The organism is Trinickia fusca (assembly GCF_003628145.1).
Classification (GTDB): domain Bacteria; phylum Pseudomonadota; class Gammaproteobacteria; order Burkholderiales; family Burkholderiaceae; genus Trinickia; species Trinickia fusca.
Genome location: NZ_RBZV01000004.1, coordinates 199,498 through 213,402 on the forward strand (window position 1 = coordinate 199,498; position 13,905 = coordinate 213,402).

Annotated in this window: 11 protein-coding genes; 1 reads left to right on the forward strand and 10 read right to left on the reverse strand. The window is 63.2% G+C overall.

From position 1 onward, the window contains the following. Positions 1-74 precede the first annotated feature (74 nt). The 5 genes from D7S89_RS12910 to ptsJ all read right to left on the reverse strand — a co-directional run bounded on the left by D7S89_RS12910 (position 75) and on the right by ptsJ (position 6,118). Complete coding sequence (locus tag D7S89_RS12910; protein ID WP_121278079.1) at positions 75-1,514, reverse strand: MFS transporter; 1,440 nt, start codon at positions 1,512-1,514, stop codon at positions 75-77. After that, complete coding sequence (locus tag D7S89_RS12915) at positions 1,511-2,788, reverse strand: polysaccharide pyruvyl transferase family protein (RefSeq protein ID WP_121278080.1); 1,278 nt, start codon at positions 2,786-2,788, stop codon at positions 1,511-1,513. The genes D7S89_RS12910 and D7S89_RS12915 overlap by 4 nt, the downstream gene beginning before the upstream one ends. 2 nt (positions 2,789-2,790) lie before the next feature. Then, positions 2,791-3,426 (reverse strand): hypothetical protein, encoded by a 636-nt coding sequence (locus D7S89_RS12920; protein WP_147426643.1) that lies wholly within the window; start codon positions 3,424-3,426, stop codon positions 2,791-2,793. Between the two features lie 7 nt (positions 3,427-3,433). Beyond that, complete coding sequence (locus D7S89_RS12925; RefSeq protein ID WP_121278082.1) at positions 3,434-4,165, reverse strand: iron-containing redox enzyme family protein; 732 nt, start codon at positions 4,163-4,165, stop codon at positions 3,434-3,436. A 627-nt stretch (positions 4,166-4,792) separates the two neighbouring features. After that, complete coding sequence (ptsJ, locus tag D7S89_RS12930) at positions 4,793-6,118, reverse strand: MocR-like B6 salvage transcription factor PtsJ (RefSeq protein WP_121278083.1); 1,326 nt, start codon at positions 6,116-6,118, stop codon at positions 4,793-4,795. A 141-nt stretch (positions 6,119-6,259) separates the two neighbouring features. On the opposite strand from ptsJ, the gene D7S89_RS12935 reads away from it, so the two are divergent. Continuing rightward, the gene (locus D7S89_RS12935) at positions 6,260-7,564 is read left to right on the forward strand and encodes an MFS transporter (RefSeq protein WP_220702145.1); all 1,305 of its coding nucleotides are present in this window, start codon (positions 6,260-6,262) and stop codon (positions 7,562-7,564) included. A gap of 130 nt (positions 7,565-7,694) precedes the next feature. Here the strand turns inward: D7S89_RS12935 and D7S89_RS12940 are convergent, their stop codons facing one another. The 5 genes from D7S89_RS12940 to D7S89_RS12960 all read right to left on the reverse strand — a co-directional run bounded on the left by D7S89_RS12940 (position 7,695) and on the right by D7S89_RS12960 (position 13,866). Further along, positions 7,695-9,143: a hypothetical protein gene (locus D7S89_RS12940; protein WP_147426644.1), complete on the reverse strand. Its 1,449-nt coding sequence runs from the start codon at positions 9,141-9,143 to the stop codon at positions 7,695-7,697. Positions 9,144-9,491: 348 nt separating this feature from the next. Next, positions 9,492-10,367 (reverse strand): type III secretion system effector phosphothreonine lyase, encoded by an 876-nt coding sequence (ospF, locus tag D7S89_RS12945; RefSeq protein WP_121278085.1) that lies wholly within the window; start codon positions 10,365-10,367, stop codon positions 9,492-9,494. Positions 10,368-10,532: 165 nt separating this feature from the next. After that, positions 10,533-11,369, reverse strand: a complete 837-nt coding sequence (locus D7S89_RS12950; protein ID WP_121278086.1) for an ABC transporter permease — start codon at positions 11,367-11,369, stop codon at positions 10,533-10,535. Between the two features lie 50 nt (positions 11,370-11,419). Further along, on the reverse strand, positions 11,420-12,688 hold the full coding sequence (locus D7S89_RS12955; protein WP_121278323.1) for an ABC transporter permease: 1,269 nt from the start codon (positions 12,686-12,688) through the stop codon (positions 11,420-11,422). Positions 12,689-12,807: 119 nt separating this feature from the next. Further along, positions 12,808-13,866: an ABC transporter substrate-binding protein gene (locus tag D7S89_RS12960; RefSeq protein ID WP_121278324.1), complete on the reverse strand. Its 1,059-nt coding sequence runs from the start codon at positions 13,864-13,866 to the stop codon at positions 12,808-12,810. Between the last annotated feature and the right edge of the window lie 39 nt (positions 13,867-13,905).

The following is a 13,905-nucleotide window of genomic DNA, read 5'->3' on the forward strand; positions in this document are numbered from 1 at the left end:
GCTCTTGCCGAATGCCTGGGAAACACTACGCCGTTGGCGCGGCGGCGCAGGGTACATGCCCCGCGCCTGTCCTGCTACGGCCGACTCCCTGCCGTCTCCTCCTTCGCGATGCCAAACGTGCACGCCGCTGACAGCACGGCAATCAACACGCAAGCCGCGCTGTACGTCGCTCTCGCATCAGGCAGCACCGTCGACATACGGAAGTACAGCGTCCCGATGCCGATGACCCCGACCAGGTTCGCCAGTTGAATGACGGTCGGAAGGACGCCGGACGCCGCGCCGACGAGATGCGGCTCGAGCGTTCCGATCGCCCGGCCCACGGTCGGCGTAAAGATGATGCCGGTCGCGAATCCGATCAGAAACATCGGTGCGATCGAAACACGAATCAGCGACCCGGCCTCACCGCCCAGCTGCGGTAGCACGGCCAGCCACAAGTAGCCGACGCCCGTCAGGCCGCTGCACACGATCATCAGGCGTATGCCGAACTTGCGCAGCGCGGCCGGCGCCAGCAGCGAAGCGATTCCGTAGCCCAACCCCGGCGCAATCAGCACGAGCCCGAACCGCGACGGCGACATGCCGAGCCCGTTCTGAAAGAACAGCGTGAGAACGAACAGAAAGCCCGCCAGTGCCGCCTGCAATGCAAAGACGACCCAGAGCCCCGCCGTGAAGCGCCGCTGAGTGAGCAACTTGGGGTGCAGCAACGCATTGCGCAACGCCCGCACGCGGCGTCGCTCATGCCACAGGAACAGCGCGCCAACGATCGGAAACAGCGCGAGCGGCACGGCCAGCTTCCAGACGTCGACATGCCCCGATGCCAACCCGGCGATCGGATAGAACAATGCGACGAGAGCGATCGTCAGCAGCGCCGCCCCACCCACGTCGAAGCCGACCTTGCTGTTAGTCTTCGCAACCGGCAACACGACGAGCCCGGCCGCGATCGCAGCAATGCCGATCGGGACGTTGATGAGGAACAGCATGCGCCACTCGGGACCGCCTCGGCCATGCCCCATCAGCAGCGCCCCCAGGACCTGACCCAGGATCGACGCGAGCCCGACAGTGGCCCCGTAGATGGCCAATGCCTTGGGCTTTTCCCGATCGTCGAACGAGGTCTGAATCGTGGCGAACACCTGCGGCACCATCAGCGCCGCGCCCACCCCTTGAAACGCGCGCGCGGCGATCAGCATGCCCACGCTCGACGCGAGACCGCACGCCAGCGAAAAGATCGAGAACAGCAGCATGCCGGCGAGAAAGACCTTCTTGCGGCCGTAGTGATCGCCGGCGCGCCCCCCCATGATCAGAAACAGCGCATAACACAGCGTGTAACTCGCCACGGCCCACTCCAGCTGCTCCGATGTCGCACCGAAGGCGATCTGGATCGAAGGTAGCGCGATGTTCACGATGAACACGTCGACCAAGGCCATGAACATGGCCGTGACGACCACCACCAGCGCATACCACCGGTTGCGGACGTCGTCGCCGTGCCGGGCCGGCGAGAGATCGGCGGCGACTTTCATAGCGCGGGCCCGTAGGCCGGCACGCTACGCTCGCCTTGACTTACGTTCGAGCGCCAGCCGAACGCATGCTGCGCCACGATGTCGTAGTTGCGCTGGTCCTCGCGTTGCAGCGCCAGCACGCCGGGCCGTATGCGCGCGCGCGTGCTCTCGACCTTCTCGGCGTTGCCGGCCAGTTGACGATGCAGCGCGATCAGTCGATCGATGCGGTCCACGCTGTCATACGGCACGAAGCACTCGGGCATATCCAGGTGCTCGGCAATGAACTTCGTGCGCGTGTCGTGCCCCAAGCCGATGAACGGCACGGCATAGGGCAGCGGAAGCACGAGCGCGTGGTAGCGCGACGTGGTGACCGACGAGAACATCGACATCAACGCCGACATCTGCGGCGGCGTCAGGTCGTCGCCGGCCAGCAGCAGCACGCGCCTCGGGTCTTTGACGGCCTGCGCGATCCGCTCGGCGATGCGCCGGTCGGCCGGGTCCATCACGAGCAGCGGAACGAGGCCGTCCTTCGAGAAATCGAGCAGGTAATCGACGTAGCGCACCCAATCGGCGATCAGGGTCTCGCTCATCCGCCGGCCGCCATCGCCCCACGTCGCTTTGATCGGCCAGCGCAGATATTCGTCGCGACGGCCGAACAGCGCGATTTTCGCAGGCCACATATGAAAGTCGACCGGTGCCACGGCATCGAGACGCTGATCCTTGATGCCGTAACGACTGGCGAGCTGTCGACGCAACACGTCGCTAGGCAACGGCATCGACAGCGCACAGTCGGCCGTGACCTGGATCGGAATCTTCACGCCCAATTGCAGCAACACATCGCGTGCCGACGGCGCGCGCACCGTCAGCAGCTCGATGCTGTTGAGCGCGGAGACCATCCTGCCTTTGCGCACGGGGCTGATGCGCCCCGAATCGAGCGCCAGGCCCACGACATACTTCTGCTGCCGCTCGGCCTCCTCCATCGCATGCGCGAACACCTCGATCATGAGCGGAGAGAACTCATCGGTCAGCATGTTCCCTTCGGCGAGGATCATCACGTCGGTGTCGCCGATTAGCCGCGTCGCTTTGCCCTTGTAGAAGGCAGGATGCAGGTAGGCCGTCGATACGTTGTAGTCGCGCCCGACATAAGCGAGCCGCTTCTTGTCGAATGTCGACACAGTGATGTCGATGTGCGGCGCCCGCTGCCGCAAGTTGTGAATCATCGAGATCAGGCGCGCCTCGGCTCCGAGGTTGCGAAAGCCGTGATAGCCATAGATGAAGACTTTTCGTCGCTGCATGGTCAGCTCCAGGTATCTTGTTCGTCGATGGCCAATGCGCCCTCGTCCAGCAGACGCGCCGGCTCGCCACCCTGCGCCCCGGTGAAGATCACGTTGGACGAGTCGTGCAGCGCCGCGGTGCGCGCGATGTTGCCGAGGATCACGCGATACGGTTCGCTGGTCCTTTCCTGCAGATGGAACGGTTCGCCGATAGGCTCCGAGCCCATCGCCACCATCAACTTCAAGACGCTGACCCGGCAGTACGCGATGAAACGCGTCGTCGCAAGATGCTGCTGGACCCACTTCGCGGCAGCGGGCAGCAGAATGCCGGCGTAGGACCGGACATTCGGCTCGCTCGGCACCGCCGCCAACCGCGACACTTCGAGCAAATCGTCGGCCCCCTCGAACTCGGTCGGCAGCAGCCCTAGATCGCGCATCTCGACATGGCGGGCACCGACGGGCGTCAGACGTACCGTCGCCACGCACCGCTCGCCGTGGCGCAGCAGCATGACCGCGCCTTGGGCGTCGCGTTGATCTTCTTTCTCCCGCTCATGGAAAGTTAGCCCCAGGCGGCTTTGATACAGGTGTTCGCGCACGGCCCTGGCATCTTCCAGATCGGCGGGAGTACGAACTGGACCGAAAGTAAGTAACGTTTCCATTTGATGACTACTCCTTCGAGCGGCCGGCGGTATAGGCGTCGAAAGCGGCTTCGAGCAGCTTGCCGGTCAGGTATAGCGTCGTGCGAGCGACCTCGATCACCGACGCTTGATCTTCCGGGCTCACCGCATAACGCTCGATCGCGTCGTGCACTTGCTTCGCGTGATGCACGTCGACCTTCTGGTGGCTCACGAAGAACGTCAGTTGCGGGTCCGTGAAGCCCAGATGCTGGCGGATCGCCGTCAGCACTTCGGCGATGTGGTCGTATGCCGTTTCAGCCCAGTAGCTGTAGCCGAGGCGGGCAATCGCTCCCTTCGTGAAGCCGATGTAGTAGAGGTAGGCGATCAGCGCTTGCGTCGGCGGCAGCGGCGCACGGGCGAGCAGATCGGGCGTGAGCAGACCGACCACGCGCAGATCGTGCTCTACCATCTTCTCGTGGCCGAGCTCGTCGTCGGCGTGCTCGTAGCAAAACTTGAGCAGGCCAATGTTCTCCGGCGACACCTTCCACGCGGCAAATGCCTGATTGATCGAGTTATGGCGCGTGTAGTGGAACAGCTCGACCATCAGCGCCTGATAAAGATCCTGGTCGATGCCGTGCTCGCGGATGTGCTTCCATAGCCTGCCCGCGTGAACCTCGGCCCACCCCTGATTGACCACGTGATCCAGACGCGAAAAGATGTCCGAACCGGCATCGCCTGATTCAGGTTTTTGTTCAGAAAGGAATTCCTGAGTGACCGCCATTTTCCCGCCTCCAATATAAAGAAATACGACTTCCCAATTCAAGTTTCCATTTTCAACAGACAAGCATCCGCCCTGGGCAAATCGAGCCCAATGACAGATTCATTACCAATCGATGATTCGAAAGCGAAGATTCACGCCCATCCACGACGCCACAAGCTACTGATTTTCATGGCGACATCCCTCCCCGCCCCAGGAAAGGATCTGAGCGCGACAGCCGAGGCGAGCATGATGATCTGCCGATACTTCGGCAGCGCGGAACTGGTTTAACTGGCGATGCATGTTAAGCAAATACCTATCACGATGCATCTGCCAAATATCGTAGTATTTCGTTATTCACCGGAACACATTAAATGATAATTCTATCGAATAATATGCATTCAGCATTTTATTGAATAACTCAATACGAATAATCGCGCATCGACATAAATTTAGAAGTCGGCAACTCATGACGACCGTCACTTGCCGAATTTGGCGTACGCGGCTTCGCACTCTGGGCGCTCTATCGCGTCGGATGGGTACGGCAGAAAGCGGGCACCGTGCGACGGTGCCCGCTTTCTGCGTTCGGTGGGGCTATTTAGGAAATCGAAGCGATCGGGTGATCGCAGTCGCGTAGATGGGGCAGGCGACTCAACCGACACGCGCCTCGGCCGACGCAAGTTCGTCGAGGCTTCGCCGAATATCTTGCGCCAAGCGACGAGCGCCGGCTTGATCGAGATTCGAAATCGTCACGCGCATGCCCTGCCAGATGTCTTGCACGCAGAACACCTCGCCGTTGCGCACGAGCCAACCACGCCGCGCCAGCCCAAGCACCACGGCCTGCCCGTCATGACTGAGCGGCACCCACAGGTTCAAACCGTCGGCCGGCACCAACGCTGCCAGACCCTGCTCGTGCAGTGCGTCGACCAACCATGCGCGCCGGTTCGCGTAGTCGAGCTTGGCATCGGCCAGACGTTGCATGACCTTCCGCGAACTCAGGCAAGCACACACGATGTCTTGTAGCAAATGACTGACCCAGCTCGTGCCGGGCGCCAGACGCAAGCGCAAACGCTGCGACGTCCGGCGATCGCTCGCCACCAAGGCGAGCCGCAAATCGGGCCCCAGCGCTTTCGACACGGAGCGGATCAAGGCCCAGCGCTGTGTCGAAGGCGGAACGATCGAGCGATATGCCGAGTCTGTCAGGAGTGCGAAATGATCGTCGATGATGACGAGTACGTTCGGATGCCGCGCGAGCACCCGGCGCAGCGCCTTGGCCCGCGCTTCGCTGAGGTTGCAGCCGGTGGGATTGTGGGCGCGCGGGGTCACGATCACGGCCTGCGCCCCCTTTGACAACGCCGCCTCCAACGCGTCCGCACGAATGCCCTCGCCATCGACGGGCACGCCGATCGGCTGCAGCCCCGCGATGCGAACGGTATTGATGCTGGTCAGAAAGCAAGGACTCTCCACCGCGACCTTGTCGCCCGCCACCAGATGACCGGCGAGCAAGCGTTCGATCGCATCCACCGCACCGTGCGTCACGTCGACTTCGAACTCGTCCGGGCAATCGGCCGCCAACCATCGGCGTGCATAGTCTTCGAGCTCGGGATTGACGGGCGCTTCGCCATAAAGCCGGGGCCGTCCCGGGCGCTGGCTCAGCGCCGCGACCGGGTCCGGCAACCACGCCGGGTTCGGATTGCCGCCGGCCAGATCCGTCAACGGCGAGTCCGGCAACGACCCCTCCTGTTCGCCTGGCGCCTCCCGCTGGCGGATGACGGTCCCTAGCCGCCCCTGCGTGACGGCGATACCGGCCGTCACCAGCCGCTTGTAGGCGGCGGCAACCGTGTTGCGATTGACGTCGAGCGAGGCGGCCAAGTCGCGCACCGGCGGCAGCGCCTGCCCCGGCCCCAGCTGTCCCGATTGGGCCAGCGTGCGGACGCTGTCGAAAATCTCCGCGGCAGTCTTCCCCACAATCTTCATTTTTGTCCTATGCCAATATATGATTGGACACAGGACAATTTTGTCACGACCAGGCGAGGCTGTACATCCCCGCCCGGTCCTCTCGCTTCGGCCCGTTTTCGCATTCCTTTGGAAGGCATCTCATCAACTGGGAGAAAGCGCATGTCGTACACCATGACATTGCCGAGCAATCGGTCGCATCGATGGAAAGTTTTGGGGATCGGGGTCGCGGCGAACGCGAGCTTTTCCGCAGCATTCCTGGGCATCCCGACAACCGCGGTGCTCATGCGCACCGCATACGGGCTCGACAATGCCCATCTGGGACTGGTGCTCGGACTGCTGGGTCTCGGCATCGCCGTCAGCGAGCTGCCGTGGGGGCTGCTGACCGACAGCTGGGGCGACCGGCGCGTGCTGCTGACCGGCTTGGGCACGACAGCCGCCGCATTGGCGATGATGTCCGCGTGGGCGAGCCCGCACGGCGCGTATGTCCCTGCGTTTTACTACCTGGCGCTGAGCATGCTGGTCGTCGGCGTGCTGGGCGGGAGCGTCAACGGGTCGAGCGGACGCGCGGTGATGAGCTGGTTCGACGAGGGCGAGCGCGGGCTCGCCATGAGCATCCGGCAGATAGCGGTGCCACTCGGAGGCGGGCTCGGTGCAGCCGTACTGCCATACGTGGCAGGTCGCTGGGGCTTCGTCGCCGTGTTTGCCACACTTGCAGCCGTGTGTGCCGTGACCACGTCGTTCGTTTGGCTCTGGGTCTACGAGCCGCCCAAAGAAGACGCGCCCCATTCGATCGGCTCCGGTGCCGCATCGGTGGCCGCGCCGCGCTCGCCATTGAAAGATCCGGTCATCTGGGGCCTCGTCGTCGGCATGGGCGTGCTTTGCATTCCTCAGTTCGCGGTCCTCACGTTCGCGACCGTGTTCCTGCACGACTACGGCCGGGCAAGCATTCCGTTCATCAGTGCAACGATGTCGGCCATTCAAATGCTGGCCATCGTGCTTCGCGTCCTGGGTGGCCGCTGGACCGACAAGCGACGCAATCGCCGCGAATATCTTCGCTTGTGCTGCGTGACTAGCTTGCTTTCGTTCGGATTGCTCGGGGCCGTGGCGGGGTGGCACGCGCTGGTCGCATCGGGGTATGGCGCCACCGCGCTGTCGATCATCATCGCGATCGCCGGCCTGCTCGTGATGGCATGGCAAGGCGTGGCCTACGCGGAGCTCGCGACGCTCGCGGGCACGTCGCGCGCCGGCACGGCGTTGGGGATGGCCAACACGTTCATGTATACGGCGTTCTTTCTCGTGCCCGCCGTCATTCCGTGGATGATCGCCGTGTGGTCTTGGCCCGTGGTGTGGTTTGCGGCCGCTGTGTGCGGTGCCGTGACGTATTTTCTGTTTCCGCGGCCGTTGAAAACGGCGGTCGTTCGCGTCGAAAAGGGAGCGGCTTGGCAGGCGTCGGGGCACGAGTGAAGGGTAGTCACTCGCGGCGCGCCAGATGCAGGCGTGCCGCGAGGAAAACAACCTCGCCGTCGACCGGCAAGGTGAGCTTATTCGGGAGCGTCTGCGTGACGCCCCTGACGAGCTTCGACGGCAGTCTGCATCAATGCGGCGTTTCGTCGTTCATCGCCTGATAGTTCGCCGTCGGCGTTTCGGGGCCTTCACGTCGAACCCCCATTTCCATATCGTCGCCGCGCGTCGCGTTCGGATCCCGCTGAGCGAAGATCCCTGCGAACGCCGTATAGAGCAGGGCCAGGATCGCCGCGCCCATCGCGTTGCCGTCGTTGGTTTCAGCCTGCGGATCGAGTTTGGGCGTCTTCATCTGGAAGTTGGTCGCGGCCAGCACGGCGATGCCGAACAAGACGGCGCGTCCCGCGTAGCTGCCGAACAGCATATTGGTAACTTCCGCCCCCGTGGGCACCTGCAGCGACAGCCGGTTACGCATGTTGCCGATGTTCTTCGCGCCGCCGAGGGCCTTGCCGACCATACCGCCCTCGGTCTTTTGTGCGCCCTCGGCGACCAGGTGGGCGACCTCCAGGTTGACGTTGTCGAAGAACTCGCCGCCACCGTTGATCGCGCCGCGCAATGCGTCGGCGTTGCCTGTCTTGCCTTGAGCGTGGTAAGACATCAGCGTATTGACGCCCTCCTCGACGCCGCCGTATTCGAGGCCTGCGACCAACGTCGGCGCGAATTGCAACGGCCCCGTCTGCCCCGGCGTACGAACGAAAAGCTGACCGACGTCACGCGAGAGGCAGTAGCCCACGCAAAACGCGAGCATGTCAGCACCTGCTGCGCCGAGGTTGCCCCACGCGGCCGTCATCGCCAGCGACGCGCCGCCGGCCAGCAACAGCCCGGAGCGTCCGAGCGTAGACCATGTCGTAGCCGTGCCTTTGTTGATATCCCTCGCGCCGCCGGCCGCAAGCAGGGCCATCGGGACAACCATCGCGGCCGTGCCGAGCACGGCCCGTGCGTTTTGAGAAAATTCGCTATCGTCGTTCAGCGCATGGTCCGCGCCTTGTCGCGCCGTCGTCATCGCCATCACGCAAAACGCGGACTTGGCCGTCATGTTGAACAACGATGTGAGCACCGCCGAGGCCTTGTTCTCGAAGTTGTTGTTGGCCACATCCGATAGAAAGCGCAGCAGCACGTTCTGTTGGTCCCGCGGCTTCATCGTCGCCCACTTGGCGAACAACCCCGGGTCTCCTGCTCCGCTGGCAATCAGGTTGGCGAGTTCGGGGTTGTGAGCAAAGTTGCCATTCAGCAGCGCTTGCGTGGTGGTCCGGACCGCTTGCTCGTCCTCCGTCAGGTTCTGCTCGACCACGTCGAGTGCGTTCTCCACCTGATTCCGCACTTGTGCCGGCGACGGACGCGGCCCGGGTGGCAGCACGCGGCCCAGCATGGCGAGCGCCTGCTCCAGCGAGGCCGGCACCGGGTGGTCGACCTGCGTCCCACGCGACGTCTCGAGCGCGCCGGCCGACGAATGCAGGGTTCCTTGCGGCAACCGCGCGCGCAATGCGGGTGCCGCGTGCGCCTCGGTCTGTGTGTGTTGCATCGACGGGAGCGCCCCGAGCGAGCTCGATCTGGCCAACGGTGTCGAGCGTATCGACAACTCGCTGCTCGTGCTCGGTTGAGCGTCGTTTTCTATCTGATGCGAAGCGCCTGACGACCCCTCGCTTTCGGTAACGTTGTGCAACATGGTAATCCCCTTTTCGTTCGCGAATCCTCGCTGTTTGGTCAATGGGACTATAGGTAGCGGAAATACCGTTTTTTGCTCGCACGCGATGGCGCAGCGAAAAAAACGAAGCGACGAGTCGCGCGGAATACGCGAGTCGTCGCTGTGTCACATTGCTGCGAAACGGATCGGGTCGGCGCTCGATGCGACGACCTCCCGAGCATGCGCCTACGTGCCCGACACAAGCTTGAAGAAAGGCTCGTTCTTGAGCGACTCGGCCTGTGCCTCGCCTCCTTCGCGACCGCTTCTGAATTCGTTGCGATAAGAGACGTAGTTCCAGTGGTCCGGGGCCACGTCCGATTCCGGCCGTGCGCCTCTTCCGATTTCATTGGCGTTCAGCGTGTGCTCGAGCTGGCCGGTAAAGTCCTGGAGCTTCTTCAGATCCTGAGCCGAATAGTTGCCGTTCGCGCCGGGCTTCACGTACAGCGTCAACTGTGCGCCTTGCGTGACCCGCTCTCCGGCCGGGGCACGTCCCATGTCAGTGATCTTCCATTCGTTGATCGGGCTGTTCTGCGAGAACAGCAGGCCCTTTAACGCGTTGAATCCTTCTTCGACTTGACCTTCGGCCAGGCTCACATGGAGCTTGTCGCCCGCGAACTCGCCACTCGGCTGATCCCCGGGCCGCTTCGCATGCATGAAGACGTCCTGCAACGGCACGTTGCTGAGCTTGAAACCCTCGTGCTCACCAGTAAATCCCGTACCCTGCATTTGCTTGTAGTCGAGCGCGGCATCGTTGGACTGGAACGTATGCGACTCCAGCCCGGCCATCGCCGTTCGCAGTGACCCGAGGTTCGATTGCAGGTGGTCCCGGGTCGCCGCGCCGGGGATCGCCGGAGGCCTCATCAAGCCGCCGAGATTGAGGCTCATTTTCGGGCGATTGCCCCCGACACCACCGAGCTTCGGGCGTGTAGGAATCCCCCCTATTGCCGCTGACGCTTGAGGTGCCGGACTCGATGTGTGCGCAGTCACCGTTGGCGTGATCTGCGTGTCGCGAGACCCTTGTTCTACATCTTTCAGTTCGGAAACGCCGCCGATGCCGCTCATCACTGCTCCTTCGCCCACGAATGGGTATGATTGAGAGATGAGCGATATTAAGGAACGCTGAGCGTACCGCTGGCGCGGCTACGAACTGATGCACCGCAACACGAAGCTCGACAATCGCATACGCCAGCCGCATGGCGCACATCGCGCAGTCAGCGAGTCCCACCGCTAACCGGTCGCTTTCGCCGCATTCCTGCCACGCAACCATTCGAGCGCCAGCAGCAGGCAGGTCGAAAAGACGATGAGGATCGTCGCGAGTGCCGCGATCGTCGGTGTGATGTTCTCGCGAATGCCTGTGAACATCTGGCGCGGCAAGGTTGTCTGATCCGCGCCCGCAAGGAACAACGTCACGACGACCTCGTCGAAAGACGTGGCGAACGCGAACAACGCGCCCGAGATCACGCCTGGTGCGATGACGGGCAACGTGATGCGAAAGAACGTGCGCGTGGGATTCGCCCCGAGCGACAGGCTCGCGCGGACGAGATTGCCATCGAAGCCTTGCAACGTCGCACCGACCGTCGTCACGACGAACGGCACGCCGAGCGCCGCATGCGCGATGATCAGGCCCGCGTAGGTATTCGCGAGGCCGAGCGGCGCGAAGAACAGATACATGCCGACGCCCACGACGATCACAGGCACGATCATCGGCGAAATCAGGATCGCCATCACGAGCGCCTTGCCGCGAAAATTCGCCTTGACAAGGCCCAACGCCGCGAGCGTGCCGAGCACCGTGGCCAGCAGCGTCGCCATTGGCGCCACGATGAAGCTGTTCCTGGCCGCCGTGCGCCATTCGTCGGACATCACCAGATTCTCGTACCAGCGCAGCGACCAGCCCGGAATCGGATAGACGAGGAACGTGCTCGACGAAAACGACAACGGCACGATTGCGAGCACGGGCAGCACCAGATAGAGCAGCGTCAACACGGCCAGGCCGCGCAAAGCGAAGTACCACACGCGTTCGGTCAGCGAGGTATGCGGCGCGAACCACGGTTTCGAAAGTTTCATCGTCGGCTCCGATAACGGTGTCGGCTCAATTCTCAGTTCCAGAGGCTTCGTCAAAGCGTCGGCTGGGCGCGCGTGAAGCGGCCATAGATCGCGTACAGCACGAGCGTGGCCGCCAGCAGCAAGCCACCCAACGCACAAGCCATGCCCCAGTTGATCGTCACGTTCGTGAAGTACGCGACGTAGTAGCTGACCATCTGATCGTTCGGTCCGCCGAGCAACGCCGGCGTGATGTAGTAGCCGATGGCGAGAATGAACACGAGCAGCGCACCCGCGCCGATGCCCGGATACGTCTGCGGAACATACACGCGCCAGAACGCCGCGAACGGATGGCTGCCCAGCGAGACGGCCGCGCGCTGATAGCTGCGCGGAATCGACTTCATCACGCTGTAGAGCGGCAGGATCATGAACGGCAACAGGATGTGCGTCATCGACACGTACACGCCCACGCGGTTGAACAACAGATCGAGCGGCGAATGGATGAGCCCCATCGCGCGCAGCGTCCGGTTGACGAGTCCTTCGCTTTGCAGCAGCACGATCCACGCGGCCACGCGTACGAGGATCGACGTCCAGAACGGAATCAATACGAGGATCATGACCAGATTCGCGCGCCGCTCGTTCAATGTCGAGATCCAGTACGCGAGCGGATAGCCAAGCGCGAGCGCGGCCAACGTCACGACGGCGCCGATCGCGAACGTGCGCGCGAAGACGGAAAGATAGATGCGTTGGTCAGGATCGGTGCGCTCGATGCGGCCGAACGCGTCTTGCCGATGATCGAGCGAAGCCAGCAGATAGAACGATGAATAGCGCGAGCCGTTCTTCGCGATCGCGCGCCAGTAGTGCGGCTCGCCCCAGCGCGCATCGAGCTCGATCAGCTTCGCGCGAATTTTCTCGGGTGCCAGCGCGTGGCCGGCATCGTCGTCGAGCGGCATCGCGCGGGCCGTCTTCGCCACGAGCGAACGAAAGCCCGGGATCTCGACGTTCAGGCGCCGAGCCAGCCCGCCGAGCGTCTCACCGTCGCTGAGCGCAGTCAGATCGGCCGCCAGCGCGGCGTAGGCCGCCGCATCGGGGACGCTCGTGCGGTCCCACTGCCGCAGCGCCACGACGGTCTTGGGCAGACCTTCGGCCACTTCAGGGTTTTGCACGGCACGCTGAAGTAGCGCGCCGATCGGCACGACGAACACGAGCAGCAGAAAAATCGCGAGTGGCGCGATCAACAGCAGCGCGGTTACCTGCTTGCGCACTTGAGCGGCCTTCAATTCGCGCTTCAGTGCAGCCGTCGAACGAGCGCTCGGCTCGCCGGTGATCGTCATCGTGTTCACGGTCATGTCTTCCGCCCCGCTTGTTGCTTGCAACTTTCTGCTTCCTGCGCCGCCCGCGTATCACGGGCGGCGCAGATGCGAGCGCTATACGCGCCCTATTCTCCTCACCACGTCACACTTCACTTCGATGCCCACGACGCGAAGCGTTGCTCGAGTTCGTCGCCGTAGTCGGTCCAGAACGCGGCGTCTTGCAGCACGGCGCTCTTGCCGTTGGCCGGCGAGTTCGGCAGATTCGAGAGCGTCTTCGCGTCGAGCGAGCCAATCGCCGCGACGTTGGCCGGGCCGTACGCGATGTGCTTGGCGTAGTCCTGCTGTGACTTGGACGAAAGCGAGTACGCGATGAACTGCTCGGCCTCGGCCTTATTCGGCGTGCCGCGCGGAATCGCCCAGTAGTCGAGGTCGTAGATGCTGCCGGCCCAGACCACCTTCAGGTTCTTGCCTTCACGCTGCGCCGCGTCGATCCGGCCGTTGTAGGCCGTCGACATCACGACGTCACCCGCCACGAGGAACTGCGGCGGCTGCGCACCGGCTTCCCACCACTGGATATTCGGCTTCAGTTCGTCGAGCTTCTTGAACGCGCGGTCTTGCCCTGGCTTCGTCGCCAGCACCTTGTAGACCTCCTTGGGCGCTACGCCATCGGCCATCAGCGCGAATTCGAGGTTGCCGCGCGCGCCCTTGCGCATCCCGCGCTTACCCGGGAATTTGCCGACGTTCCAGAAATCGGCCCAGCCCGTCGGCGCCGTCTTCAGCTTGTCGGCGTTATAGGCCAATGCCGTCGACCACACGAAGAAGCCCACGCCGCAAGTGCGCGGCGATTCGGGAATCAGATCGGCCTTCTTGGCGATCTTCGACCAGTCGAGCTTTTCGAACATCCCCTCGTCGCAGCCGCGGCCGAGATCGCCCGATTCGACTTCGACGACGTCCCAGTTCACGTGCTTGGCCTCGACCATCGCCTTGATCTTGGCCGTCTCGCCGTTGTACTCGACGGCCGTGACCTTGTTGCCCGTCTGCTTCTCGAACGGGCCGTAGAACGCGACCTTCTGCGCATCGGCGTTGGCGCCGCCGAAATTCACGACGGTCAGTTCGGCCGCGCTGGCACCGGCCATCCCGAACAGCGTCGAGGCCGCGGCAGCGGCGAGCAGCGCGCAAGCGCGGGGCGTGAAAGTGAGCTTCGTCATCATCAGGTTCTCCTCTGGGTGATTCGTGTCCGCCAAAAC